This is a genomic window from Rhizobium sp. BK376 (genome assembly GCF_004341625.1).
Taxonomy (GTDB): Bacteria; Pseudomonadota; Alphaproteobacteria; order Rhizobiales; family Rhizobiaceae; genus Rhizobium.
The window spans coordinates 220576-247177 of sequence record NZ_SLZG01000002.1 but is presented as its reverse complement, the minus strand read 5'-3'; the positions used below and the strand labels follow the sequence as shown (position 1 = coordinate 247177).

At 61.5% G+C, this 26602-nt stretch carries 27 protein-coding genes; 14 read left to right on the top strand and 13 right to left on the bottom strand.

Annotated elements, in window-relative coordinates; translation table 11 throughout:
* Positions 1 to 109: 109 nt before the first annotated feature.
* A complete protein-coding gene (locus EV561_RS05730) occupies positions 110 to 349 on the top strand; it encodes a hypothetical protein (RefSeq protein WP_132518542.1) in 240 nt (79 codons plus the stop codon).
* 53 nt (positions 350 to 402) lie between these two features.
* On the opposite strand, the gene EV561_RS05725 is transcribed toward EV561_RS05730, so the two are convergent.
* Positions 403 to 1494 (bottom strand): LLM class flavin-dependent oxidoreductase, encoded by a 1092-nt coding sequence (locus EV561_RS05725; RefSeq protein ID WP_132518540.1) that lies wholly within the window; start codon positions 1492 to 1494, stop codon positions 403 to 405.
* 142 nt (positions 1495 to 1636) lie between these two features.
* On the opposite strand from EV561_RS05725, the gene EV561_RS05720 reads away from it, so the two are divergent.
* The 4 genes from EV561_RS05720 (at position 1637) to EV561_RS05705 (ending at position 5454) form a co-directional block, all read left to right on the top strand.
* Positions 1637 to 2413, top strand: coding sequence for an aldolase/citrate lyase family protein (locus EV561_RS05720; protein WP_132518538.1), 777 nt, complete (start codon positions 1637 to 1639; stop codon positions 2411 to 2413).
* A gap of 194 nt (positions 2414 to 2607) precedes the next feature.
* Complete coding sequence (locus EV561_RS05715; RefSeq protein ID WP_132518536.1) at positions 2608 to 3813, top strand: pyridoxal phosphate-dependent aminotransferase; 1206 nt, start codon at positions 2608 to 2610, stop codon at positions 3811 to 3813.
* A gap of 75 nt (positions 3814 to 3888) precedes the next feature.
* Positions 3889 to 4686: an ABC transporter substrate-binding protein gene (locus EV561_RS05710; protein ID WP_132518534.1), complete on the top strand. Its 798-nt coding sequence runs from the start codon at positions 3889 to 3891 to the stop codon at positions 4684 to 4686.
* Between the two features lie 93 nt (positions 4687 to 4779).
* Positions 4780 to 5454: an amino acid ABC transporter permease gene (locus EV561_RS05705; protein ID WP_132518532.1), complete on the top strand. Its 675-nt coding sequence runs from the start codon at positions 4780 to 4782 to the stop codon at positions 5452 to 5454.
* On the opposite strand, the gene EV561_RS05700 is transcribed toward EV561_RS05705, so the two are convergent.
* From EV561_RS05700 to EV561_RS05680, 5 genes are all read right to left on the bottom strand, one after another.
* Complete coding sequence (locus EV561_RS05700) at positions 5451 to 5957, bottom strand: hypothetical protein (protein WP_245512593.1); 507 nt, start codon at positions 5955 to 5957, stop codon at positions 5451 to 5453. The genes EV561_RS05705 and EV561_RS05700 overlap by 4 nt on opposite strands.
* Positions 5944 to 6264 (bottom strand): nucleotidyltransferase domain-containing protein, encoded by a 321-nt coding sequence (locus EV561_RS05695; protein ID WP_132518530.1) that lies wholly within the window; start codon positions 6262 to 6264, stop codon positions 5944 to 5946. Before EV561_RS05695 ends, EV561_RS05700 begins: the two co-directional genes overlap by 14 nt.
* A 71-nt stretch (positions 6265 to 6335) precedes the next feature.
* Positions 6336 to 6851 carry a MarR family transcriptional regulator gene (locus tag EV561_RS05690; RefSeq protein ID WP_132518528.1) on the bottom strand — a complete coding sequence of 172 codons (516 nt, stop codon included), beginning with the start codon at positions 6849 to 6851 and terminating at the stop codon, positions 6336 to 6338.
* Between the two features lie 116 nt (positions 6852 to 6967).
* The gene (locus EV561_RS05685; RefSeq protein WP_132518526.1) at positions 6968 to 7585 is read right to left on the bottom strand and encodes a glutathione S-transferase family protein; all 618 of its coding nucleotides are present in this window, start codon (positions 7583 to 7585) and stop codon (positions 6968 to 6970) included.
* A gap of 104 nt (positions 7586 to 7689) precedes the next feature.
* Entirely contained in the window at positions 7690 to 9258 is a 1569-nt protein-coding gene (locus EV561_RS05680; RefSeq protein ID WP_132518524.1) for an NAD(P)/FAD-dependent oxidoreductase, read from the bottom strand.
* Positions 9259 to 9599: 341 nt separating this feature from the next.
* Between EV561_RS05680 and EV561_RS05675 the strand changes: the two genes are divergently transcribed.
* From EV561_RS05675 to EV561_RS05665, 3 genes are all read left to right on the top strand, one after another.
* Positions 9600 to 10385, top strand: coding sequence for a cyclase family protein (locus EV561_RS05675; protein WP_132518522.1), 786 nt, complete (start codon positions 9600 to 9602; stop codon positions 10383 to 10385).
* A 309-nt stretch (positions 10386 to 10694) separates the two neighbouring features.
* Entirely contained in the window at positions 10695 to 12284 is a 1590-nt protein-coding gene (locus tag EV561_RS05670; RefSeq protein ID WP_132518521.1) for an NAD(P)/FAD-dependent oxidoreductase, read from the top strand.
* A gap of 26 nt (positions 12285 to 12310) precedes the next feature.
* Positions 12311 to 12817, top strand: a complete 507-nt coding sequence (locus EV561_RS05665) for a MarR family transcriptional regulator (RefSeq protein WP_132518519.1) — start codon at positions 12311 to 12313, stop codon at positions 12815 to 12817.
* Between the two features lie 55 nt (positions 12818 to 12872).
* On the opposite strand, the gene EV561_RS05660 is transcribed toward EV561_RS05665, so the two are convergent.
* The 3 genes from EV561_RS05660 to EV561_RS05650 form a co-directional block, all read right to left on the bottom strand.
* A complete protein-coding gene (locus EV561_RS05660) occupies positions 12873 to 14186 on the bottom strand; it encodes an MFS transporter (RefSeq protein ID WP_132518517.1) in 1314 nt (437 codons plus the stop codon).
* Between the two features lie 76 nt (positions 14187 to 14262).
* Entirely contained in the window at positions 14263 to 15813 is a 1551-nt protein-coding gene (locus tag EV561_RS05655) for an indolepyruvate oxidoreductase subunit beta family protein (protein ID WP_132518515.1), read from the bottom strand.
* A gap of 10 nt (positions 15814 to 15823) precedes the next feature.
* The gene (locus tag EV561_RS05650; RefSeq protein ID WP_132518513.1) at positions 15824 to 17977 is read right to left on the bottom strand and encodes an indolepyruvate ferredoxin oxidoreductase subunit alpha; all 2154 of its coding nucleotides are present in this window, start codon (positions 17975 to 17977) and stop codon (positions 15824 to 15826) included.
* A 360-nt stretch (positions 17978 to 18337) separates the two neighbouring features.
* On the opposite strand from EV561_RS05650, the gene EV561_RS05645 reads away from it, so the two are divergent.
* The 6 genes from EV561_RS05645 to EV561_RS05615 all read left to right on the top strand — a co-directional run bounded on the left by EV561_RS05645 (position 18338) and on the right by EV561_RS05615 (position 24527).
* On the top strand, positions 18338 to 19873 hold the full coding sequence (locus EV561_RS05645) for an ABC transporter substrate-binding protein (protein ID WP_132518511.1): 1536 nt from the start codon (positions 18338 to 18340) through the stop codon (positions 19871 to 19873).
* A gap of 298 nt (positions 19874 to 20171) precedes the next feature.
* A complete protein-coding gene (locus EV561_RS05635; RefSeq protein WP_132518509.1) occupies positions 20172 to 21182 on the top strand; it encodes an ABC transporter permease in 1011 nt (336 codons plus the stop codon).
* Entirely contained in the window at positions 21175 to 22071 is an 897-nt protein-coding gene (locus EV561_RS05630) for an ABC transporter permease (RefSeq protein WP_132518507.1), read from the top strand. The genes EV561_RS05635 and EV561_RS05630 overlap by 8 nt, the downstream gene beginning before the upstream one ends.
* A 13-nt stretch (positions 22072 to 22084) precedes the next feature.
* Entirely contained in the window at positions 22085 to 22957 is an 873-nt protein-coding gene (locus tag EV561_RS05625) for an ABC transporter ATP-binding protein (protein ID WP_132518505.1), read from the top strand.
* Positions 22957 to 23799 (top strand): ATP-binding cassette domain-containing protein, encoded by an 843-nt coding sequence (locus EV561_RS05620; RefSeq protein ID WP_132518503.1) that lies wholly within the window; start codon positions 22957 to 22959, stop codon positions 23797 to 23799. The genes EV561_RS05625 and EV561_RS05620 overlap by 1 nt, the downstream gene beginning before the upstream one ends.
* 119 nt (positions 23800 to 23918) lie before the next feature.
* On the top strand, positions 23919 to 24527 hold the full coding sequence (locus EV561_RS05615) for a VOC family protein (RefSeq protein ID WP_165927755.1): 609 nt from the start codon (positions 23919 to 23921) through the stop codon (positions 24525 to 24527).
* A 352-nt stretch (positions 24528 to 24879) separates the two neighbouring features.
* On the opposite strand, the gene EV561_RS05605 is transcribed toward EV561_RS05615, so the two are convergent.
* From EV561_RS05605 to EV561_RS05595, 4 genes are all read right to left on the bottom strand, one after another.
* Positions 24880 to 25227, bottom strand: a complete 348-nt coding sequence (locus EV561_RS05605) for a hypothetical protein (RefSeq protein WP_132518499.1) — start codon at positions 25225 to 25227, stop codon at positions 24880 to 24882.
* Between the two features lie 18 nt (positions 25228 to 25245).
* Positions 25246 to 25410, bottom strand: a complete 165-nt coding sequence (locus EV561_RS37085) for a hypothetical protein (RefSeq protein ID WP_165927754.1) — start codon at positions 25408 to 25410, stop codon at positions 25246 to 25248.
* 336 nt (positions 25411 to 25746) lie between these two features.
* Positions 25747 to 26037 (bottom strand): hypothetical protein, encoded by a 291-nt coding sequence (locus EV561_RS05600; protein ID WP_132518497.1) that lies wholly within the window; start codon positions 26035 to 26037, stop codon positions 25747 to 25749.
* Between the two features lie 155 nt (positions 26038 to 26192).
* The gene (locus tag EV561_RS05595) at positions 26193 to 26519 is read right to left on the bottom strand and encodes a hypothetical protein (RefSeq protein ID WP_132518495.1); all 327 of its coding nucleotides are present in this window, start codon (positions 26517 to 26519) and stop codon (positions 26193 to 26195) included.
* Between the last annotated feature and the right edge of the window lie 83 nt (positions 26520 to 26602).

Below are 26602 nucleotides of genomic sequence, written 5' to 3'. Positions count from 1 at the left end.
TCTCGCCACCGCATTCTCTCTTGGCTTGACTGCCTACATATGAGAGACGGCGATTGACTTCCCGGATCAAATCAGAACATTGCACGAACGATCATCTGGGAAAAATGCCGTGGCAAATGCGGAAAAATTCATAGTCATCCCCTACCGCAAGAACCGCGGCAATCTGGTGCCCGGCGAAATGCGCCAGGCATCGAACGCGGTCAGCGCCGAAAAGATCGCTTTGTCGATGTCGGAGCGTTTCGTCGGTGTAGCCGCCTATGCCGTCATCGTCGACGAAGAAAGCGGCGACATGTCTTCGCCGCGCCTGCTCGCCCAATTCGGCGAGATCGCCGACATCAACGGCGGCTAACAGCGCCATCTCCACAAAGAATGCGGAGAATAAGCCCCGTAATCTCCGCACGCCTAGCCACGATAGCCGGCCTTTTTCAGGATCGGCAGCACCCGGTCGCAGAAATAGGGAAGCTCCTGCGTGTAGTTCACGAAGGAGAGCGCGATGCCGGCATAGCCTTGTTCGGCGATCGCGATCATCTCCTCAGCGATCTTGTCCGGAGTGCCGATCAGCGGATAGCTGCCCGCGCCGCCGGCGAAGCGCTGACGATAGCGGTCATAGGCGTCACGGTCGTGCGATTGCGAGAATTCCTTCTTTCCGGCCATGTGGTCATCGACGGCGGCGTGGTCGGCCATGGTGACGGCATAGCGGGTGTAATAATCCTCCGCCTCGGCCTGGGTTTCGCGGCAGACCACGTGGCAGACGGTATAAACACCGACCTCTCGCCCCTGCTTTGCCGAGCGTTCACCGATATCGGCCACATGCTTTCCGGCGTCTGATATCTCGGTGAAGGTGGTGAAGAGATAATCGCAATGGCCGGCCGCGAAATCCCGTCCCGGGCCGCCGAAGGCTGCATTCATCGTCACCGGACGCGGCGTCTGCAGGCTTGCGGGGCGACTGACGGCACCCTTTAGCGCGTAATAGCTACCGTTGAAATCCACCGGCTCGTCTGACGCATAGACCCGCTCGACGATATCGAGCCATTCGGCCGCCTGATCATAGCCCTTCTCGACCAGCGGCACGCCGAACATGCCGAATTCCTTGGGATTCCAGCCGCAGACGATGTTGAGCCCCGCTCTGCCCTGGCTGATGTGATCGACGGTCGCCAGCGACTTGGCCGCATAAAGCGGATGCAAGAGCGGGACGTGCACAGTCATGAAAAGACCGATCTGCTCGGTCGCGGCCGCGAGCGCCGCCGCCCAGGTGAAGGTTTCGAACGACCATTCCCGAACCCGGTTCTTGCCGCCGAAGCCGCGCCAGCGGGCGATCGGCAAGAAGAATTCAAGGCCCGCGCGATCTGCGATCTGGGCCGCGGTCAGATTGTCCTGCCAGCTCGCTGTCCAGCGCTCCGGAACATCGGTGATGGCAAGACCGCCGTCGGCATTGGCCGAGAAGACACCGAGCTTCAGCCGGTTGGAACCCTTGAGCGGATGTTGTTTGATCATGCCTGCGCCTCCTCCTAGCCTGCCGTCAGAACGGTACGGTCCGCCAAGAATATTTCAAGCATAAAATAGATTGAGACTTCGCATCGATTACCTTTGGCGCTATCCCTTACCGAAAGGAATATCGATTTTCGAAGGACCGCCCATGAGCAATTTCCGTCAGCAATGCCTCAACCGCGACCTGCTCGTCGGCCCCTTCGCCGCAATCCCCCACCCCGTCGCGATCGAGGTGACGGCGCAGGCCGGACCGGATTTCCTCTGCATCGACTGGGAGCATTCGCAGATCAGCCGCGAGCGGATCGAGGACCTGATCCGCGCCGCCGATGTCCATCGCGTTCCAGCCATGGTTCGCGTTCCCGGTCACGGACAGGAGCAGATTGCGGCGGTATTGGATGCCGGCGCGGCGGGCGTGCTGGTACCGCGGGTATCATCTGCGAAGGAGGCAAAAGCCGCCGTCATGGCGACTCGCTATCCGCCGATCGGCAACCGCGGCGTCGGCCCGGGCCGCGCAGCCGCCTACGGCTACCGCATTCCCGATTATCTCGCGAAAGCCAATGAAGAACTGGTTCTTGCCATTCAGGTCGAGACCGCAGACGGCCTTGCCAACATTGCCGAGATCGCCGCGGTCGAGGGTGTGGACATCATTTTCATCGGCCCCGGCGATCTCTCCGTCTCCATCGACGCCATGGGTCCGGCAGGCAAGGGCAAGCTCGACGACGCGATCCGCACCATCGCGCGAACAGCGCTCGATACGGGCCGAACCGTCGGGATATTCCGCCCCTCGCCGGATGATATCGCGGAGTGGTCGAATGCCGGGATCAGCTTCTTCATGTTGGCGAGCGATACGATGTTCCTGGGGGCCTCGCTTGCATCGGGACTGGCACAGGCGCGCCATCTCGGCACCAAACCAATATCAGCATAAAACTGAAATAATTCAGAATGTTATATGAAGATAAGCGAACGATGAAATATATCTCGAAGGGAGATTTTTTAAGCTTAAACTTTTTCTCTTGAAATGCCGTCGATTTTGGATAACCATTCCAAATAAGGAGCGCTCGGACCGTCGCCGTGAGCGGCGGGCGATAGTTTTCATGTCAGGCTTTCAGGGAAAGTTCATTGTCCTTTCAACCGCCTTATAGCGCCGAGACTGACGGCGCCCGCCATGCCTTCGAGGGCATTCGCGCGCAGATCCGCGACCTGCATACGGAAAACATCGCCGAGCTTGCCATGCGCGCCCGCGAACTCGGCGGCGTCATTCCGCTCTGGTATGGCGAAGGCGACATGGTCACGCCCGCCTTCATCCGCGAGGCCGCGAAACAGGCGCTCGACGACGGCGCGACCTTCTACATTCCGAACATGCGCGGCTATGGCCCGCTGAACGAGGCGCTGTCGGAATACCAGTCGAGGCTTCACGACTGTTCGATCCCGATCGAGCGCACGACGATTGCGCCGGGCGGCATGCAGGCGCTCTATATCGCGCTGGAGCTGCTGGTCGATCTCGGCAGCAACGTCGTCTACGTCGCGCCGCAATGGCCGAACATCCACAATGCCATCCACCTGATCGGCGGCGAGCCACGCCCCGTCGCACTCGATTTCGACACCGACTGGCGGCTCGACCTCGACAAGCTTTTCGCCCGCTGCGACGCCCGCACGCGGGCGATCTTCCTTTCGACGCCGTCGAACCCGACCGGCTGGACCGCCAGCCGCGAGGAGATGAAGGCGCTGCTCGATTTCAGCCGCCGCACCGGCATCTGGATCATCTCGGACGAGGTCTACGGCCGGCTCTATTTCGACGGCATCGTCGCGCCCTCGATCCTGCAGATCGCCGAGGATGGCGATCGCGTCATCTCGATCAACAGCTTCTCCAAGGCCTGGGCGATGACCGGCTGGCGGATCGGCTGGCTCACACATCCGTCCGGCGTCGCCGACCAGCTCGCCGCCATGACGCAGTATATCAACAGCGGCACGGCGGGTATGGTGCAGGCCGGTGCATTGGCTGCGATCCGCGATGGCGAACCGCTGGTCGAGGAAATCCGCACGAAGATCAAGGCCGGCCTCGATCTTGCCTATGAAAAGCTGCCGCAGATCCCGGGCATGATCCTGCCGGACAAGCCCCGCGGCGGCATGTATGCCTTCTTCGCGCTCGAAGGCGAGACAGATGCGCGCGCCGCCTGCGCCCGCATTCTCGATAGCGCGCGCGTTGGCCTCGCCCCCGGTTATCTTTTCGGAGATAGCTCGCGCGCCTTCCTGCGCATGTGTATCTTCAGGGACATCGGACAAATCCGAACAGCGCTCGATCGCATGGTCGACGCCATGAAATGACGGTCGCCCTCGCGGCGGCCGGCGATACCCCGTGGAGATCGTGTCTGCGGGTCAAAACCAGAGGGAGACTAACGAATGAACTTTACACGTCGCAATCTTCTGGCGCTTGCAGCCGCCGTCGGCATCGCCGGCGGTGCTTCCTGTGCCTATGCTGCCGACACGCTGAATGTCGGCTCCTACCCGAATAACCCGCCCTTCGAATACAAGACCGACAGCGGCAGCTTCGAAGGCTTCGAGGTCGACATCGTCAATGAGGCCGCCAAGCGCGCCGGTATGACGACGAACATTGCAGATTACGGCTTCCAGGCACTCTTCGCCGCTACTAGCTCCAAGCGCATCGACGTCGCGATCTCCTCGATCACGATCACGCCCGAGCGCCTGAAGTCGCAGTCCTTCACGCAGCCCTATTACGATTCCGACATGGGCGTCGCCACCAAGGACGGCAGCGCCGTCAAGGGCATCGCCGATCTCAAGGGCAAGACCGTTGGCGTTCTCTCCGGCTCGACCGGCGAAAAATGGGTCAACGACAACAAGGCGGCCAACGGCTTTGCTGACGTAAAGGGCTATAACAGCCAGCAGGACATGTTCCTCGATCTCGGCGCAGGCCGTGTCGACGCCGTCGTCAGCGACGTTCCCGGCATGCAGTACCTCTTCGTGAAAATGAAGGGCTTCGCGATCAAGGACCGCATCAAGACCGGCGAACAGTACGGCCTAATGATGACCAAGGATTCGCCGCTGGTCACCAAGATCAACGACGCCATCACGTCCATGAAGAAGGACGGCACGATGGATAAGATCCACCAGAAGTGGTTCGGCAATCCCGCTCCCGCAGGATCGTCCACCGTTACGGAAGCTCCCATCCCGAAGGCGTGATCAAAAGATCAATGTGCAAAACATTGTGCCGGCCGGCCAACGGCCGGCACTTTCGTGATAGTCCTCGTTTCGTCGCGCCTGTAAGGAATGCCCATGTCGCTCGTCGATACTTTCTTCAATACTGACGTCCTGATGTCGGCCTTTCCCGCTCTCATGCGCGGATTGTGGAACACCCTGCTGCTTGGCATCATGAGCATCATCATCGGCGTCCCCGGCGGCCTCGTCATCAGCCTGATCCGACTCTATGCGCCGAAGCCCCTGCAGTATCTCGCCGTGGGCTACATCGATATCCTGCGCGCCACGCCTGTCCTGGTCGTGCTGATCCTGATCTACTACGCCCTGCCCTTCCTCGGCATCCGTCTGGATTCCTGGACCTCGGCCGTCATGGCCTTCTCGATCGTCATGGCCGCCTATTCGGCTGAGGTCTTCCGCTCCGGCATCGAAAGCGTACCGCGCGGCCAGTTCGAGGCCGCCGCCGCCCTCGGCATCCCCTTCCTGGTGACGCTCTACAAAGTGGTGCTGCCGCAGGCGCTGCGCATCGTCATCCCGCCGACCACGAGCAACTGCATCTCCATGTTCAAGGATACCTCGCTCGCATCGACCGTCGCCCTGCCGGAACTGCTGAAGGAAGGCCAGGATGCACAAGCGCTCTACGCCAATCCATCACCGCTGATCGGTGCTGCGATCGTCTACATCATCCTGCTCTGGCCGATGGTCCGGCTCGTCAGCCTGCTGGAGAAGAAATTCAAGGCTGAGCGCACGCGCTAACGCGGCGGTCGGGGAATAAGATCGTCGCCTTCCCTCATTATCTTCTCCAGTTCAACCACCGCCTCGATGAAAGCGGGGAACACCTTCTGGAGAAGATCAAGGTTCTCGATGACCTTCTCGGGCTTGAGGTCAAAGCCATATCTATGGCGTACCAGATGGCGAAATCCCTTGAGTTCCACCAAGGCTTCGTAGAGGCCTGTATCCAATAAAGCCGGACGCGTTCCGGCAACCTGCGCCGCCATCTGATCGAGAACATCCTGATGCGCTGAAGGGCCTGCCGGCACGGAGTCATCCACGTCTCTCGCGATGCTGAGAAGAATGTCCTCGATCCCGTTGTAGACATTGTGGACACCGGAGGAGACCGCCCCCATGGCTCCCCAGTCTCCAGCTGCCACCTGATCCGAATGGCTCGCATAATATTCCGCCATCTGCGCCAGCTCATGCTCGGCGCGGGCGATCTTCGGGGAAAGTCTCGAAAAGACCGGTAGGCTAAACGATGCCATCAAGAAGCTCCTGACGGCGATCTTCAGTCAAGTCATCTTCGAAGATGAGATCGTAAGGAATACCGGGACCGCGCATGCCATCTGCGACCAATCTTTCGATCAGCAGGCGGCGCTTGGAATCCACCGACCCGCGGACAAGGAGATCGACGTCTGAATGCGCGCGAAAATCGCCTTTCGCGAGCGAGCCGACCAGCGTGACGTCGATGCCCTTACTGCTGGCCTCATGCAAAATGCGCACGACTGCCGCCGACGCAAGCTCTTGCCGCGTCGCACGTCTCTTTGCTGTCAGTGCATTCATCCGGTTCATGCTGGGCTCCATGCAAACAGAACCCTATAGCATTGGCTGGCAATCGTGAAGCCAAGCATAGCCGGTAGCAATCAGTCGAACGCGGCGCCCGATAAGTGATCGTTCACCGAGGATTTGACGGCGCCGATGTCGGCCCAGAGCTCCGCTATGATGGCGGGATCGACATCCGCCATCATGTCCCGTAGCCAGCCTTCGTGGGCGGCTGCCATGGCGCCGAACAGTTCCTCGCCTTTCGGCGTCAGCTTGGCCACGGTAACGCGGCGGTCGCCGTCGGGCGTCTCGCGAACCACGAGGCCGTCACTCTCCAGCCGCTCGACCAGACCGGTGACATTGCCGTTCGTGACCATGGTGCGCTTGGAAAGTTCGCCAAGGCGCAGGCCGTCGCTTTCGCGATAGAGCTGCGCCATCAGGTCGAACTGCGGGAGGGTCGCGCCGAACTCGTTGCGCAAGCGGCGACGCACTTCCTGCGAAATCAGCTTGGTCGTCGACAGCATGCGCAACCACAGCCGAAGCTCGCGCTTCTTGCCCTCTTGCGCATCCTGGACGATGATTTCCAGATCGACGGTTCCGCTATCGGCCTCGGCCATGATCCTCGCTCAAATCATTCGGTTGCAATCCGCATCCTTCAAGGTCTACGGAGCAATATTTGAAATGTCAAAGGTTTCGGTAGAGGCCATTCAGATTTCGATTGATGACGGCGGAACTAGCCTTCGTGAGGCATCGCACGAAACGCGTCCAATGCTTCCGCGCGCCGGGAAAATTGCGCTAGAGCAGGATATGCGGCCGGATCGACAACGCCCGAACACATGTCCTGCGTGAAGTACCATGCGACGCCAACGCTGATATCCGCCTGCAGCGGCCGATCGCCGAACAGCCAGGTTTCACCCGTGCCGATCTCCTTCTCCAGCAGGCCGTAGGCGGCCAGAAGCTGGCCCTTCACGCGGTCGAGCCACGGCTCGTGCAGCTTTTCGGAAGGTCGCAGATGGTGTTCGTAAACGATTTGCACGCTCTTCTCACAGGCGGTCAGCGCCAGCCCGACGATGCGCTGCGCCCTGGCGAAATCGGCCGTCTCCGATGGCGTCAAGCGCCGCTCCTGCGGGGCGAGGCGCTCGATATATTCCAGGATGAGCGAGGATTCCATCAGCACCGTGCCGTCGTCGAGCACCAGCGTCGGAGCTTTGACAACAGGATTGATGGCCTCGAATTCCTTATAGGTCCGGAAGACCGACAGCGGCTCGTGCTCGAAAGGGATGCCGACAGCTGTGAGCGAAATCGCCACGCGGCGAACATAGGGAGAGTCGAGCATTCCGATCAGCCGCATCGTATTCCTCCTGATTTTGGCCTCCTGATTTCGGCGAGGCATTTGCCAACTTGAATGGCTATCAGATTTCTGAAGCGCCGCCAGCCTCGGCAGGCGCACTCTTCTTAGCGGGCCAGCATTTTCGCCAGCATGAAGCCCGAGCCGGCCCCCGTTCCGGCGCCCGGCCATGTCGAGGCGCCGCACATATAGAGGGAATCGACCGGCGTCCTGTAGCGCGAATAGCCGGCGACCGGGCGGAAGAGGAAATTCTGGTCGAGATGGTGACTGCCGGAGAGATTATCGCCGCCGATCAGGTTCGGGTTCTCCCGCTCCAGATCGACGGGAGAGAAGACGGAGCGCCCGAGGATTTTGCCGCGAAGACCTGGCGCATAGCGCTCGATGATGTCGATGACCCGCTCGGCATAGGCCTCCTTCGCTTCGTCCCAACTCTTGCCGGCGATCTGGCCAGCCGCATCGCCGGTAAATTCCGCCGGCAAGACGCGCACCTGCACCCAGAGCACATGCTGTCCGGACGGCGCTCGCGACGGATCGATCGCCGTCGGCTGGCCGACGACCAGCGCCGGTTCGACCGGCAGCAACCCTGCCGCCGCCTCGGCATAGACCTTGGACATCATCTCCATGTCGGGGGCGATATGGACATAGGCGAACTTCTTGAGGTCCGCCCCTGCAGCCCAGTCTGGCAAAGCGCTCAGCGCCAGATGGACCATCATCGTCCCCGGCCCGGCGCGGAAACCGGCGACCTTCCGATCGAACTGCTCGCGCTTCGCATCGGCGGCGACCAACCCGCCGAAGAGGAGCTTTGGATGAACGTTGGCGATGACGGCGCGCCTGGCCTCCAGCCGCCGGCCATCCGTCAGCACAACACCCGTCGCCTTCTTGCCTGACGTGATGATCTTCTCGACTGACGTGCCGAGAATCAGCTCCCCGCCCTTGGCCTCGAATGCGCCGACCATTGCCTTGACGATCGTATCGGCGCCGCCTTTTCCGATCACCATGCCGAATGCCTGGTTCGCCATCGATTCCAGATAGGGAAAAAGCGCGCCGCCGGCGATGTCAGGCGCGAAATCGAGGTGCAACCCCCACGCCGCCATCATCGTCTTCAGCTTGGCGCTGCGAAACCGCGCATCGAGAAAATCGCGCGGCGAGGCAAAGAGCATGCGCGCCGTATCGTAGAGCCAGCCGGTCCCCTTTTGCCGCCACGCCCTCCAGACTACCTTGGCCGCTGCGGCGGACGGCATGGGAGAGCCGAGCAGCCCGAAAATATGCGGCGCGTCGGATCCGAATTCCGAAAGCATGGCGCGCCAGGCGGCCGCATCCTCCCGCGAGATGTCGGCGATCGCCCCTGTCGTCTTCTCAAGATCGGTGCTGACCCCGAGATAGGTATTGTCGCGAAAGACGCTGGCGAAGCAATCCGCAGCCGGTACGAAACCGAGCCCTTGGGCGATGAGATCGTCCTTGTATTGCGAGAAGAAGGCGGAGCCTGCGAACATCGAAAGGTTCATGGCGCAGAGATCGTGACGGAAACCCGGCAGCGTCACTTCGCGGGTTTTCACCGCGCCGCCCGGCTCGGCATTGCCCTCGACGACGGCGACTTTCCATCCCTTCGCCGCCAGATGGACCGCCGCTGCCAGTCCATTATGACCGGCGCCCACAACCACCGCATCGTAGCTCATTCCAACAACCCCTCTTTGCCTTTATTTTTATTCGCATATGCATACATCTTGAATGGAAGCCTTCAAGGGGCAAAGGCCGATGAACCACTCAAATCCCGCGAGATGACAGTGGCCGATACGCAAGAAAGCCGGCTAAAAGGCCTTTATTTCCTTGCAATTGCAAATGACGGGAGGGTGCAGGAAGGGCCGCCGATTTGCATCGGTTTCGGCCCTGTCCAATACTTGCAATATCATATTTTGTGACATAGGCTCCCCTCATCCAGACACCTCGGAACGGGCCTAGCCCGGAATAACGCGCAAAGCCCTCTCCCTGTTGTCATGGCCTTTAAGGGGAACTCAATATGACATCCAACACTCTCGCAAGTCTCGCCACCGCCCTCGTTTCGGGCTCCATCAAGGTGGTCGATCTGACCGCGCCGCTCGGCCCGGACACGCCGGTCCTCTACCTGCCCCCGCAGTTCGGCAAGAACACACCGTCGGTGAAGGTCCACACCATTTCCGAATACAATCAGGACGGTCCGTTCTGGGCCTGGAACTGGCTGGAACTCGGCGAGCACACCGGCACGCATTTCGACGCGCCCTCTCACTGGATCACCGGCAAGGACAATCCGAACAACACCACGGATACGATCCCGCCGCAGAATTTCGTCGCCCCGGTCAACGTCATCGACCGCTCCAAGGAAGCAGCCGCCAATCCCGATTACCTGCTGACCGTCGATAGCATCAAGGAATGGGAAGCAGAGAACGGCGAGATCGAAGCCGGCACTTGGGTGCTGCTGCGCACCGATTGGTACAAGCGCAACGGCTCGACCGAGACCTTCCTGAATGCGGATGAAAACGGCCCGCATTCGCCCGGCCCGACTGCTGAAGCGATCCAATATCTCGTCGACAAGGGCGTCATCGGCTGGGGCTCGGAAACGATCGGCACCGACGCCGGTTCCGCCGGCGGCATGAACCCGCCCTTCCCGGCGCATAATCTCATGCACAAGAACAACCGCTATGGCCTCGCCAGCCTCAGCAATCTGGACCAGCTGCCCGCCAAGGGCGCAGTCCTGATCGCCGCCCCGCTGAAGTTCGTCAAGGGCACCGGCTCGCCGGTCCGCGCGCTGGCGCTGATTGCAAAGTAAGAGGCGACGCATCGTCGTGCTGCCGCTAGAGGGGCAAGGCGTTGCCACAAATCTCCTCTCCCCAGCGGGGAGAAGGTGCAGGCAGGTCAGGCGCAACTCGTTGCGCCGGGGATGAGGGGGCGGCACGGCACAGCATTTGCCGCCTTTTCTCCAAGCAATTGCCCTTCGCTTCGCTCAAGGCGTCGCTTAATGCTCCGCCCCCTCATCTGCCCTATCGGGCATCTTCTCCCCGCTGGGGAGAAGATATTCACAGCAGTCGCCCGCTCGCCGTCGAGCGAAGATTAAAATCTTAGTTCCCGGAGCCCCTGCATGAGCACCCATGATTTCATCATCGTCGGCAGCGGCATCAATGCGCTGGTCGCGGCCGCGATGCTCGGCAAGAAGGGCAAAAAGGTCCTCGTTCTGGAGCGCAACGATCGCATCGGCGGTTGCCTGCGCACCGAGGAGATCACCGAGCCCGGCTTCATCCACGACGTCATGGCCACGACGATGGTGCTGTTCATGACCTCGCCCGCCTATGGCGCGGTCGGCAAGGATCTGGAAACGCGGGGGCTGGAATTCGCCCATGCCGACTTGCCGACCGGCGTTCTGCGCCCTGATGGCGCCCATGTGATCTTCTCCAAGGACCGCCAGCGCAACATCGCGACCTTCGAGGCGCTCAGCCCCGGCGACGGCAAGGCTTTTGCCCACGACATGGACAAGCTCGGCGCTGACGCGCCATTCCTCTTCTCCTTGCTCGGCGGCGCGCTCTGGTCCACGACCATGCTGAAGACAATCGCCAAACAGGGCTGGGGCCGCGGCCTCCGCAACCTCGTCGCCTGGTTCGGCGAGGCGCTGGTTCCCGCCCGCGCCTATCTCGAAACGACCTATAAATCCGAGGACATCCAGGCGCTCTGGGCGCCCTGGGTGCTACATTGCGGTATCGGCCCGGAAAGCGCTTACTCTGCACAGATGTTGAAGGTGATCGGCTTTGCGATCGAACTCGCCGGGTGCCCTGTCGCCAAGGGCGGTGCCGCGAGCCTGCTCGGCGCTTTCGAACGCCTGATCAACGACCATGGCGGTGAAATCCGTACCGGCGCTGATGTCGAGCGCATTCTGCCCGGCCCGGGCCATCGCGCCACCGGCGTCAAGCTTGCGAGCGGCGAGCGGCTGATGGCGACATCGGGTGTCGTGGTATCGTCGACGCCGAACCAGCTCTACGGGCGGTTGATGAAGGACTGGCCCGCGCCCTTGCCCGACGCCATCACCGATGGCGTCGCCCGATATCGCTACGGCAAGGGCAATATGCAGATCCATTATGCCCTCTCCGCCCCGCCGCGCTGGAAGGCCAATCCGGAACTTGGCAAGGTGGCGCTGCTGCACCTGACGCCGGGCCTAGACGGCGTTTCGCGCGCCACCAACGAATGCGAACGTGGCCTCCTGCCGGCCGAACCCTCCATCTGCGTCGGCCAGCCCGCCTCCTTTGATCCGAGCCGCGCGCCTGATGGCAAATCCATCCTCTGGCTGCAGCTGCCCGAAGCGCCGCGCCACATCAAGGGCGATGCCGCGGGCGAGATCGCCACACCTGCCGATGGCCGATGGACAGAAGCAATCCGCGAGCGCTATGCCGACCGCATCGAGGCGACGCTCGCCCGCCATATCGAGAACTTTTCCGAGATAAAACTTGCCCGCCGCGCTTATTCCCCGGCCGATCTCGAGGCCATGAACATGAACCTCGTCGGCGGCGACCCCTATGGCGGCTTCTCCGGATTGGACCAGTTTTTCCTCTGGCGCCCGTTTAAGTCTTCTGTTAACCACCGCACCCACGTTCCGGGCCTGTATCACATCGGTGCTTCCACCCATCCCGGACCGGGGCTCGGCGGTGGCTCGGGCTTCCTGCTCGCTTCCTCCCTGAAATAACGGCAACGTAAGGAGACGGATCTTTCATGGAGGAACGGTTTTCAGGCCCCGTATTGCAGCGCAGGCAGGAAGGCGATGCCAGACGCCCGACCATGGGCGAGATCGGCCTCAACCATTTCGCGCCTTATCTTATGAACCGGCTGATGGCACGCTGGAACGCCAATCTTGCCGAAGAACTCCGCGAATACGATATCAGCACGGCAAAGATGCGGGCATTGGCCGTCCTCAGCGTCTCCTCTTCCGTGACGATCAATGAGCTGTCGGTCTTCGCCGTTACCGAACAATCGACCTTGAGCCGCACGCTGGATTCACTGGAGGACCAGGGCTACATCCGTCGCCAGCCGCGTGCCGAAGACATGCGCATCCGCGATGTTTCCATTACCGAGGAAGGCCGTGTCGCCTTCGAGAAGATCTGGCCGACAATGTACGATCTGTTTCTCCAGATGTTCGACGGCGTGGACGAGGCGGAATATCGCGCCTTTCTCTCGACGCTGCACAAGGTGCTGGTGAATATCAGGAAGCATGAGATTTGATCATTGCGGTACTCTCAATGAGCCGCGATTTGTCGCGGCTCATTGAAACGCAAATCTACGCTTTGGGTTTGTTGGGTATCAACGCCGTCGCCAGTGCTGCACTGGCCGCGACGATCGCGAAAATATAGAAATTCCACTCCGGGCCGACATTGAGGCTGGCGATATAGCCCCCCATGAGCGGGCCGCTGAGCGCGCCGATACGCGAGAAGCTCAATGCCCAGCCGGTCCCGGACGCGCGAACGAATGGCCGAAGATAATCCGCAAGATATCCCGTCAGAATGAGCGAAGCCGAAACCGTGCCGAAGCCCGCGACTGCCACCACGATATAATTCAGCAGGATCGATCCCTTGAAGGCGAGAAGGGCAATGCCGATCGCGCCGAGCAGATAGGACAGCGCCACCGTCCGACGCACGCCGAACCGATCCGCCCACCGGCCGAGAACGATGCCGCCGATCGCGGAGGTGAAGCTGAAAACCGCCAGGAACAGCAGGCTGTCGCCCAGGTCATAGCCGCTCTTGCGCATGATCTGCGGCAGCCATTGCGCCAGTCCGTAGACGAGAAGCAGGCCCATGAAAAGCGCGATCCAGAAGCAGGCCGTGGCAAAGGCATTCTTCGGCGAGAAGATTTCGCCGAGAACGGCACGCCAGCCGACACCAGCCTCACGGGCCGACGGGGCCGGAACGGCAATGCCGAGCCTCGCAGCCAGCCTCTTTGCCCTGTCGTCCTGACGGCGACCGACCAGGAAATCGAGTGATTCCGGCAGCAACGCGGCCATGACGGGCACGCAAAGAACCGGAAGCGCCCCGATGAGCACGACCGGCCGCCAGCCGTAATCCGGCAGCAGCCAGCGGCCGACGAGCGCGGCGGCAAAGAGACCGAGCGAATAGCCGGAATACATCAGCCCGTAATTGACGTTCTTCTTTGCAGCCGGCGAGTATTCGATCGTAAGCGCCGCTGCGAGGGGAATGATCCCGCCAAGACCAAGGCCTGCGACGAAGCGGCTGGCGGCAAACCATGTCGGTGTTGGCGACCACGCGGTAACGGCGGTGCAGACCGCAAAAAGCGAGAGGCAAGCCAGAAACATCGGCTTGCGGCCATAGAGATCACTGAGCGTCCCGATGACGATACCGCCAACGAGCATGCCAAACACGGTATAGCTGCCCATGGCGCCCAGTTGCAGCGGCGAGAGATGCCAGACTGAATCGGTCGAAAGCGACGGCAGGATCGCGCCGAGAACGCCGACATCATAGCCTTCCGCGAAGATCGCTACCCAGCAGAGCAGGACGACGAGCAAACTTTTTGAATGCGAGATTTCGCCCCTGCGGAGAGTGGCTACACCCTCCACAGCAGCGTTTTGAATATTATCCATTCTATGTTCCCTTTTGGAGGTCTTATGCCTCGCATGTTCAGGCTTTTGCCCGTTCCATCCGCTCTGATCATTGCGATCAGAGCGTCCCAACCGTCTTCAGCGCTCCATCGAGCGCGACGCCGTTTTCGTCGAGAAGTGCCGCCTGCCGGAGCCGCCGCATCCAGGCCGCGCCATCCTCGCGGTCGCGCAGCATCGACAGCGCCGACATGACGCGGTCGAACTTGGAGAGGCCGCGCGCATGCGTATCGGAATAGCCCTTTACCAGGCGGCGATTGTTCAGCACTTCGACGGCAAGATCATAGTTTGAGGCGAGAAGCCCCGTCGCAGTGGAGAGCCAGGCCTCACGATGCTCGACCTCGCGCGCATGCCGCAGCGTGCCGCGACGACCCTTGCGCAGCACCGAGACCATATAGAGGCCGAGGAACCAGAAGAGCGTGCCCGTCTGCACGCGACGGCCCTTGTTGACCATGTGGTCAAGCCGGTCGAAAAGCGCAGGGCGGCTCTCGATCCACAATCCTAGCCCCTTCGGCAAGGTGCCGCAGACTTCCTCCATGCGGGGATGCATATATTCCGTCATGTAGACGATCTGGTCGTCCTTGGCGCCGACTTCCTTGCGGACGCGATCGAAGCGCGAGGCGCGCACCTTGAGATCGGCAACCCGGATGACATCGTCATAGGCCATGGCGACGGCCGTATATTTCGCCGCCTGAACGGTGAAGGCAAAGCCCTTCTCCTCGCCGCCCGCCTTGCGGTCGAGGGCATGGAGGGCTGCCACCCGCGTCAGATATTCGTCGGCATAGGCCGGATCCTGAAAATCGGTGAGCTTCTTGACGCCGGCAAAGAGCAGCGGCCATGCCGGTTCCGGAAACTCGGCGCGGATGCGGTTGACCAGCCGGTCGAGAGCCGGATGGCCCGCGGTCTCGGGCAGGCCTTCCAGCCGCTTGTGCGGCGTCGCCGACAGCGCCTCGTTCGGCTTGCCGCTGGCGCGTTCGAAAGCGGCATTGAAGGCGCGAAGGCTCGCCTCGATGCCCTTGCCGCCGGCGCGGATCGTCGCCTCGAAGGCCTCCTTGGGGAACGGCAGACTGCCGGACGCGGCGAGCGCCCCGAACATGGAGGAGGAAATCACGCTGCCGTTCTTGATCGCCAGCGTCTCCATGTCGAAGGCAATAGTACGCTTGGCAGCGAAATCGGTTGCCTCGACCACCACCTCGGGATTGCCGATGCCGTCGCCCGGCGTCTGCTTTTCCGAGACCGCGAAGGAGCGATGCGTCGAGGCGATCAGCACCGTCTTGTCGGGGGTCACGATACCGCGCAGCACGGAGCGCCCGGCTTCCATCAGCTCGGCCGCCATCACGACATCGACATCACCCGGCGTCGGCATCAGCGAGAAGATCGGCGCATGTCCGTCGCGGGCCGGCAGCATCTCGATATAGTAGATGGTCGCGCCCGTGCGCTGTGCGACGCCGGGAACCGAAGTGGTCTGCGCCATCCAGCCCTGCTCTTCAGCAAGGCCAACGATCCAGTCCGCTAGGACGCCGCCGCCCTGCCCGCCCATGGCGAGAATGGCGATCGACAGCGGCTTGTCGGTAGAAAGACGCGACGAAGAGAAGTTTACATGCTCGTTCATGGCGACCTCCTCAATCCGCAAAGACGACGCGGCCGGCATCGCGGCGGGCCTGCAGCCAGCCAATGACATGCGCACGCATGCGGGCGACGAAGCGGTCCCAGCCGGTCGGGTTGTGGATGACATCGGCGCGATAGAAGGACGGACACAGCACTGCGGCCTCCGAGACCTCGCCGCAATTGCCGCAGCCGACGCAGTTGTTGTCGATCGCCGCAACCGGATCATCCTTCAGCGGGTCGTCCGTATGCTTGACCGAGAGCGACGGACAGCCGGAAAGGCGGATGCAGGCGTGATCGCCGGTACAGACATCCTCATCCACGCCAAAGCGCTCCTTCACCATGCGCTTGCCGTCCTTGACCGCCTTGGCGAATTGCGGCTTCACTCGGCGCTGCTTGTTCAGCATGCACTCGGAGGAGGCGACGATGATCTTCGGCCCCTCTTCCTTCGTCGTCAGCGCCTCGCGCAGCGTGTCGCGCATCTTGGTGACGTCATAGGTCCGGTCGATCTGGCGCACCCAGGTGGCACCCACGCCCTTTACGGCATCGACGATGGAATTGTTGGTCTTGCGGCGCGGATTGATGGCGCGCGACGACAGAATGTCCTGTCCGCCTGTTGCCGCGGAGTAGAAATTATCGACAACGAGAATGACGCCATCCTGCTTGTTGAAGACGGCATTGCCGATCGAAGTGGCAAGACCATTGTGCCAGAAGCCGCCGTCACCCATGACCGAGATCACGCGCTTGTCGGCCTTGACGTTGAAGGCGGAGGCCGCGGCCGGCGACAAGCCGTAGCCCATCGTCGTCGAACCCAGATTGAAGGGCGGCAGGATGGAGAAGAGATGGCAGCCGATATCGCCGGAGATATGATGCTGGCCCAGCTCATTCTGCACCATCTTCATGGCGGCAAAGATCGGCCTTTCGGGACAGCCGATGCAGAAACCCGGCGGCCGCGGCGGCACGACTTCGGCCAAAGCCTTCACTTTCGGATCGTTGAGGATGGGCGACGGATCCGGGATCGGCGGCTGGTTACCCAGTAGCACCCGCTGGTACATTTCCAGGAAATTCTTGATGCCCTTCACCATGACCGGCGCAGTATATTCGCCGCCCATCGGCAGCACGTCCTTGCCCGACACCTTGGTCTGGATATCGCGGCGGCGCAGGATCGTGTTCAGCGACTGCTCGATATATTCCGGCGCGCCTTCCTCGACCATCAGCACCGCCTGCTTGCCGGCGCAGAAATCGACGATCTCCTCATCGATCAGGGGATAGGAGACGTTCATCACATAGAGCGGCACGGAGGAATTGCCGTAGACATCGGCGAGGCCCAGCTGCTGCAGCGCGCGCATCACACCATTGTAAAGCCCGCCCTGCAGGATGATGCCGACCTCGCCTTCGGAGGGCCCGAAATATTCGTTGAGCGCGTGCTTCTTGATGAAGTCGACTGCGGCCGGCCAGCGCTTCTCCAGCTTTTCCTTCTCATGGATGAAAGAGGCCGGCGGCAGCACGATACGGTTAACGTCACGCACCGGATTTTCCAGCGCCTGCTTCAGCGTAAAGGCCGGGCGCTTGTTGTCCTTGGCGTCGAACTGTCCATGCACATGACAGCTGCGGATGCCGACCTGCAACATGACGGGCGTATTCGATGCTTCGGAGAGCTCGAAGCCCTTTTCGACAGCCTCGACGATCGACGGCAGGTTCGGGCGGGGCGTCAGCAGCCATAGCTGCGACTTCATCGCAAAGGCGTGGCTGCGCTCCTGCATGATCGAGGAGCCCTCGCCGTAGTCCTCGCCGATGATAATAAGCGCGCCGCCAGTAACGCCGCCGGAAGAGAGATTCGACAGCGCATCCGACGCGACATTGGTGCCGGCCGTCGATTTCCAGGTCACGGCGCCGCGCACCGGATACATGACCGAGGCCGAGAGCATGGCGGCTGCAGCGGCTTCCGACGCCGAGGTCTCGAAGTGGACACCCAGCTCCTGCATCACGTCCTTTGCGTCGGCCAGAACGTCCATGAGATGCGAAATCGGCGATCCTTGATAGCCGCCGACATAGGAGACGCCGGATTGCAGCAGCGCCTTGGTGATGGCGAGAATGCCCTCGCCCCGGAAGATCTCGCCTTCTCCCAGCTTGAGGTCCTCGACCTCGCGCGCAAAAGACCGTTCGGCCATTGCAGTACCCCTTTGCCCCTGTGGGGCTTCTTATTCAATCATTTGCAAAAGCATATTTTGAGCGTCATCGAACTGTCAATCGGCAAATCGATCCCACGAGGGATCATGGGATAAACAGTTTTGCAGAGCGGCAATGCGCTTGCGGTACAGCATCAAAATATATGCAACAGCATACATCAACGTGGGCAAAAGATCAAAAAATAGTCGCTTCCAATGTGTGCCCGGAAATCGACAGTTGCCGCACAGAAAGCGCTTGACGTTCCCAACGCTTATTTTAAGGTTGAAACATTCCGACAATAAATCGCCAGCGGCAGGCCGGCGTCGTGTCATCTTGCCGCTCAACAGGGGAACGGAGTGACCATGACGACGCTTACTCGGCGCGAGGCCTTGAGCCTCGGCGCAGCCGCATTCATTACGGGGATTCTATCGGGCCGCACGGTCGTCGAAGCTGCTGACGCGAGCACGCTGACCATAGCCTTCAACGTCAACCTGCCGGCCTTCGATCCGACCACGGGTCCGTCCGCCGTCAATCCGACGATCCAGGCGATCTACCGCTCGATCTTCGATCAATATATCGGCCAGGGCCCGGATCTGAAATTCCAGCCGGGTCTTCTGACCAAGTGGGGCTGGAACGACGACAAGACCAAGGTCTGGATGGATGTCCGCGAGGGCGTCACCTGGCACGACGGCTCCAAGTTCACGCCCGACGACATCGTCTGGTCGCTGAACCGCGCCGCCGACCAGAAGGGCGGCAATCCGATCTCCTTCATCTGGTCCACGGCCAACAACTACAAGGTCGAAGGCAATCGCATCACCGGCGACGTCGTCCGCTTCGAGCCGACCTATTTCAAGTGGATGGCCTTCCTCACCGGCTACGTGCTGCCGAAGGATTATTACACCAAGGTCGGCGCCGAAGGCTTCGAGAAGAAGCCGGTTGGCACCGGCCCCTATATGTTCGATGCCTACGAGGGCAATTCCTTCCTGCGCCTCAAGGCCAATCCGAACTATTTCGGCGGCAAGCCGGCCTTCGACACCGTCATCTTCAAGTTCGTGACCGACCAGACGAGCCGTGTCGCCGAAATCGAATCCGGCTCGTCCGACGTCACGCTCGAAATTCCCTATGAGGATTTCGACCGCCTGAAAAAGAAGAAGGGCTATGCCGGCGAAGCGACGCCCATCTCCGATATCGGCATGATTTTCATTTCCAACGTCGATCCCATGCTGGACAAAAATGTCCGGCTTGCGGCGATCATGTCCGTCGACAAGGAATCAATCATCAAGCGTCTGCTGCGCGGCTATGGCGTTCCGCTCGAAACGCTGGAAGCGCCGGAATACGACGCCTACGATCCCTCGATCAAGACGCCTTATGACCCCGAACAGGCCAAGAAGCTGCTCGCTGCCAGCGGCTATTCGCCGGAAAAGCCGGTCAAGTTCACGATCAAGACGACCCGCGGCTTCAAGCCGAAGGATTATGAAATGATCCAGGCGATCGTCGGCATGTGGCGCAAGGTCGGCATCGAGGCCAATATCGAGGTCTACGAAATCGCCAAGCACTACGAGCTGCGCGCCGCCCACCAGCTCGGCCCGGCCGCCTTCTACAACTGGGGCAACGCGATCGGCGACCCGACGACCTCCACCGGCTTTGCCATGTTCGGCCCCTCGCCGCACTCGGCCTGGAAGACCAAGGATGTCGACGACATGCTTGGCCCGCTCTGGGGCGAAAAAGACGAGGCCAAGCGCATCGCCGGCTGGAAGGCCGCGATCAAGTACATCGCCGAGCAGGGCTACGTTCTGCCGCTGCTGCAATATGCTCAGCCAGTCGTCTACAAGACGAGCCTGAAGGTGACGCCAAACAAGTCGGGCGCCCTGCAGCCGACGCTGGTGTCGAAGGCTTGATGCGACGGAACCTGTCATCTTCTCTTTCCCAGCTTGCTGGGAGAGAGAAGCGGTCTTGCGTCGATACCTCATGGGCAGGATGCGGAGGCCACCCCCCTCTGCCCTGCCGGGCATCTCCCCCTCAAGGGGGGAGATCGGCTCGGCGCACCTCCGCCGGTGGACAGAACCCGATGCAACACGACGAGACGATCAAGAGTCGCGGTGATCAGCCCGCTTGTAATCTCCCCCCTTGCGGGGGAGATGTCCGGCAGGAAAGAGGGGGGTATCCCGACTCGTCCGCGCCGTGTGGAATTGCACCATGACAATCGCCCTCGCCATCCTCAATCGCCTGATCATGGCCGTAGTCACGCTGTTCGGCGTCGCCGTCATCGTCTTCGTGCTGCTGCGCGTCGTGCCCGGCGATCCCATTGCCATGATGATCTCCCCCGGCGCCACGCCTGCCGACATTGCCGCGCTCCGCGCGCATTACGGCCTAGACGCCAGCGTGCCGGTGCAGTTCGGCATCTGGCTGAAATCGGTGCTGTCGGGCGATTTCGGCACCTCGATCTCGCTGAAACGCGACGTCCTCTCGCTGCTCGGTGATCGCCTGCCGGCGACCCTGGAGCTTGCCGTCGCCGCCCTCGTCCTCGCCGTCCTGCTCGGTGGCGCGGTCGCGATAACAGGAACGCTGCTGCGCCGCACGCCGGCGGAGCCCGTCGTCGATGGCGTCAACGGCCTCTTCCTCGCCGTGCCTGATTTCGTCTGGGCGCTGGCGCTGGTTCTTGTTCTCGGCGTCGCCTGGCCGCTCTTTCCGCTATCCGGCCGCATCGATCCCAGTACTGATGCACAGTTCGCAACGCCCTTCTACCTGATCGAAAGCCTCGTCACCCTCCGCTTCGCAGTCTTTGCCGATGTCGCAGCCCATATGGTGATGCCGGTGCTGGCGCTCGGGCTGCCGCTCGCCGCGATCATCGCCAGGGTGCTGAAAGCGGCGCTCTCGGAGGCGATGCTGCAGGACTACATTCTTCTCGCCCGGCTGAAAGGCATGTCCGAATTCCGGCTCGTCGCCGGAGAGGCGCTACGCAACGCGGTCGGCCCGACCATCGCGCTGACGGGCGTACAATTCACCTTCCTGATCGGCGGCACGGTCATCGTCGAGCGCATCTTCTCCTATCCGGGCATCGGCAACATGGCGATCGACGCAGTCATCAATCGCGACCTGCCGTTGATCCAGGGCCTCGTCCTCGTCTTCGGCGCCCTCTTCATCATCGTCAATATCCTGGTCGACCTGCTGGTGGCCGCCTTCAATCCAAGGCTCGCCCATGGCTAATACGCTCGCTGCGGCATCCATGCCGAAAACCCGCTCTCCCGCCGCAAAGCAGCTCCGCGCCCTGCTGCGCGAACCGAAGGTCATCTTCGGCGGCGGTTTCATCCTTCTATTGATCGTCATCGCCCTCTTCGCGCCCGAGATCGCCCCGAAGAACCCGCTCGACCAGGATCTGATGTCCGGCACGCTGCCGCCCGCCTGGATGGAAAACGGCGATCCTGGCTTCCTCATCGGCACCGACGATCTCGGCCGCGACGTGCTCTCGCGCGTCATCTTCGGCACCCGTATTGCGCTGACCGTCGCCTTCGTCGCCGCCAGCCTCGCCGCGGTCATCGGCACGCTGCTCGGCCTCGTCGCCGGCTGGTACGGCGGCTGGGCGGATCGCATCATCTCCCGCCTCGTCGATATCTGGATGGCCTTTCCGCCGGTGCTGCTGTCGATCCTGCTCGTCGCCGTCTTCGGCTCCGGCGTGCACTCGGTCATTGCCGCGATCGTCATCATCGACTGGACCCGCTTCTGCCGCGTCGTCCGCTCCGAGACCCAGGCGCAGGCGCAGATGGATTACGTCACCGCCGCCCGGACCATCGGCTTCTCACGCCTGCACATCCTCTTCCGCGAGATCCTGCCGAATGTCGGCCCTGTCCTGATCGGCCTCGTCAGCCTGGAAATGGGCATCGCCGTCATCGTCGAGGCCATCCTTTCCTTCGTCGGTCTCTCGGTCTCCTCGGACACCCCGACCTGGGGCGGCATGATCGCCGAGGGACGGCAGATCATCTATGACGGCTGGTGGGTGCTTGTGGCGCCGCTGATCGCGCTCTTCGCCACAGTGCTCGCCTTCAACCAGCTCGGCGACGGCCTGCGCCGCGCCCTCGACCCAGTCATGCGCCGATGAAGGGGATGCGCCGATGAATCAGCCTCTTCTGTCCATATCCGGCCTTGATGCCATCTCCGACCGCGACGGCGGCGCGCCGATCCTGCGCGACGTGTCGCTGAGCCTGCAGCGCGGCGAAGTCCGCGGCCTCGTCGGCGAAAGCGGCGCCGGCAAATCGACCATCGCCAAGGCCCTGCTCGGCATCCTGCCGCGCACGGTGCGCGTCACCGGCGGCAGCGTGCTCTTCGAGGGTCGCGACCTGCTCGCGCTGCCGGCAAAAGAGCTGCGCAACATCATGGGCAGCGAGATCACGCTGATCCCGCAGGACCCGCAAACCGCCCTCAATCCCGGCCGGCGCATCGAGGCGCAACTAACGGACGGGCTCCGAATGAAACGCGGTCTCTCCGGCAAGGAAGCGCGGTTGCGGTCGCTGGCGCTGATGGAAGAAGTCCATATCCGCGACCCCGAACGCGTCATGCGTTGCTATCCGCACGAACTCTCCGGCGGCATGCGCCAGCGCGTGCTGATAGCAGCCGCCTTCGCCCTGGAGCCGAAGCTCGTCGTCGCCGACGAGCCGACGACGGCGCTCGACGTGACGGTGCAGAAGCAGATTCTGCGCCTGATCCGCGGCCTGCAGGAGGCGCATGGCACCGGCGTCATCTTCGTCACCCACGATCTCGGCGTCGTCGCGCAGATCTGCGATACGGTCACGCTCCTCTATTCCGGCAAGGTCATCGAGGAAGGACCGACCGTGGACGTCCTGACCAAGCCGCGCCATGTCTACACGAAATCGCTGCTCTCGGCCGGCCCCCGCTACGACCGGCCGGATGCCGGGCTGACGCCGGTGCCGCAGGCGGTGTTCGACCAGCTGCGCTCCGAAATCGGCATCGCCAAGGGGGGCCGCTGATGACCGACGCGCTTCTCACCGCCACAGGCATCGAAGTCACCTACGGCGCCACCCACGGCCTGCTCGGCAAATCAGGCGGCGGCCACAAGGTGTTGCACGGCATCGATGTGTCGATCAACAGGGGCGAGACGATCGGCATCGTCGGCGAATCCGGCTCGGGCAAGACGACGCTCGGCCGCGCCCTACTGCGCCTCATCGATGTCTCCGCCGGCGAGATCCGTTTCGACGGATCCGATATCACCCATATGCCGGACAATGCCATGCGGCCGCTACGCCGGCGCATGCAGATGATCTTCCAGGATCCGATGGCCTCGCTCAATCCGCGCCATACGATCCGCCGCATCCTCGTCGAGCCCCTGCTGCTGCACGGGCTCGCGAAGAGCCGGAAGGAAGCCGATGCCCACGTCGTCGAAATCCTCGAGCGCGTGACGCTGCCGCAGGCCTGCCTCGACCGCAGCCCGCACGAACTCTCGGGCGGCCAGCGCCAGCGTGTCGGCATTGCTCGCGCAGCCCTGCTGAAGCCGGACTTCGTGCTCGCCGACGAGATCGTCTCCGGCCTCGACGTCTCGACCCAGGCCCAGGTGCTGAACCTCTTGAAGGAACTCTCCCGCGACCTCGGCCTCTCCATGGCCTTCATCAGCCACGATCTCTCCGTCATCCGCGCCGTCTGCGACCGCGTCTACGTGATGCGTCAGGGCCGGGTGGTCGAGGAAGGTTCATGCGAGCGCGTCTTCACCGCGCCTGCCGTGAGCTATACCCGCATACTGCTCGACGCCATTCCTCTACCAGAAATCGATCCGGAATGGCTCGGCCGCAGGACGGAGCATGAAGACGCGGCCTGACCAGGCCGCGCCCGAGAATTGCATGCCGATATGAGAGACACGCTCCGAAGCCGCGGGCTTTCGGGCGCTGGAGGGCTGTTGCCTTTCGTTTCATGCCCGCCAAACAGGGGAACAAAGACATGATATCTCGCAAAAGCATCGCCGCAGCCGCCCTTACACTAGCAGCTGCGTTGGCCGGTACTGGCATCGCCCATGCCGACGGCATTCCCGGCATGCGCGGCCACGACCATACCGGCATCACCGTCCCTGATATGAAGCAGGCGCTGGATTTCTTCGTCGGCGTCGTCGGCTGCAAGGAGGCCATGCATTTCGGCCCGATCTCCGACGACAAGGGCACGCTGATGTCCGACCTCGTCGGCGTCGATGCCAAGGCCACGATCGACCAGGTCACGCTGGTCCGTTGCGGCTACGGCTCCAATATCGAGCTCTTCCAGTACGAAGCGCCCGACCAGCGCGACCTGAAAGCGAAAAACAGCGACATCGGCGCCTTTCACATCGCGCTCTATGTCGATGATGTCGGTGTCGCCAAGAAATATCTCGACAGCAAGGGCATCGCCACCCGCATGGGCCCCGTGCCGATGACCGAAGGCGCCAATGCCGGCCAGACCATCATGTATTTCCAGGCCCCTTGGGGCCTGCAGCTGGAAGCGATCAGCTATCCCAAGGGGATGGCCTATGAGAAGACCAGCAAAGTGAAGCTTTGGTCTCCGAAGGATCCGGGGAAGTAACGGCTATAACCTCCCCCTCGGGGGAGGGTCGGAGCGCAGCTCCGGGGTGGGGTGATCGCGGCAGACACTCCCTGTCGGTTCGCCCCCTCCTTAATCAAGGGTGTAGGTGCGCCTTATGTTTTGCGAAGGGCTCCTCCTTCATTTTCCCACGCTGCGAGGGCGCCTGGATCTGCATTCCGCTTTTGCCTCCGCGTGCGCGGGTAATCGGCGGGCGAAATCGTCGCTGCGCGAATCCTGCGGATGATCATCATGTCCTCATGATGCTCGTTGCCATGCGAAGGTTCCATATCCGAGGTAGCATAGTCGGCATGTTGAAGGACTCGCCTGAGATTTGTTTGCTTGTTTGGCATTTTCACCCCTCGCGTTGTGGACGTGTCGGTCTGTTGCGCTCGATACGCAACGCCTTGAGAAGGCCAGCCCTCTCCCGTCGTTTGGCAACGTCGCCGGAATTGATTGAGCGAAATACCGTGGTCGTCTTCTCGCGTATGCTGCATTGAAAGCCCTTTGCGACCTTCGAAACATGGCTGACTTTATCTGGCACGATAGCATTCCTTGTTTTTGCGGATTTACGGAAGGTGCTGCTGCCCGATGCGATGGTTCTGGCAGCGAATCTTTCGCCTGACCACCCCTGCGGATCGGACAAGCGCTCCGATTGAAATCGATCAAAAGGCAGCCAATCGATCGCCGAGGCGTCGAACACGATCGGCTCCACCGCAGCTCAATGGCGGGTGGTTATTTGAGCTTGCCGAGGGCTGATGCCGCGCAAACGGCACTTTTCCCGTGCGAGTAGGAAGCTCAATTCTGTGATTTCACTCTCGTCCATTGCCGCAGCAAGGCGCTCGCGAAAGTACTGGATGTTGGCGATTGTGATGAGGCGATCCATGGCATTTTCCTTCCATGGAAATATTTCCACAAAACACCTTGCGCTCGCTTTGTTTTATTAGCAACAACTTTAGAACAGCGTGAGGGAAGGTAAGAACGTGTATGGTCTGCATCGCCACCCCGACACCAATCAGCAGAGTCCAGCGCAGCCCCAGAAGGAGCCCGCTAAGGGCACAAAGCGGGCTCCGACGAGCTCCATGAGGCTGTTCTACGGTCCCCTCGAGAACAAACCACCGGCTTTCGGCACTAGCTCACATACGCGGGATAATAGCGAGTTAATTCGGATGATCTTCGCCCCATTCGCCGAAGTGATGTGTGCGGTATTGTTCCAGTTCTTTCAGCCTTGGTCTGGCGCCTGCTCAAATCGCGAACGAAAATGCTCTTGTTCGCCACCCCGACCGTCAACGGCCTCTGCAACCTCAAACAGCGTTTGAGCGAGGGCACGACATTGGGTCGGGGTGAGCGTCATCTGAAGGCGATGGATCGTTCGACTGTTCCATTCCTCTTCGCCGTTGGCATAGTCCAGTCGGATGAGTGCCAACCTTGCCGCGACAGTAGCTGTCTCATATCCAAACAGAGGATTCACCCGGATGTTGCCTTGCTCGTCCAAGTCCCATTTGTCCACCAACGACTTTGTCCTTGTGTTACGATATGCTTTCAATCGAAGGTCGGTGAAGGATCATCGCATTGGAAGATGCTGCCAGCCCTGAGCCTGGGCACGCGCGAGGATCAGGTTGGCCTCGTGCCGTATGATGATGGCGCCGACGATGATTGCGAGGAGGATTAAATCCCAGAACATGAGGCTGGGTTTTCTCGCCCTACCTCTAAGTTAGGCTTGGCCTGCATTGAAACCGGAAGCCCCTGAATCGCATATCGATGAAGTGCAGTTGCCATGCCGCGCGATCGGGTTCTCTTCATTTGAAGCCGAAGCGCGCTCGATAGCTCCGCTGAAGACTTTTTACCGGCGTGAAACAAGGAACGAATCAATCTTCTGGCGATATCGGCTCGTTCGCCCGCTTTTCCTTGTAGAAGACCTTCCTGGGAAAGAATGGCCTCAAGCATGTTCAGGTCTGAGGAAGAAAGATATGTACTGTTGTGAGTGGAAGACATCGTGTCCTCCTTTTGTTGGGGCAAGGGTGGTAGTGCCCTTTAGCGACAGCGCCCGGATAAATGGCTATCGGCAGCGGCACCCT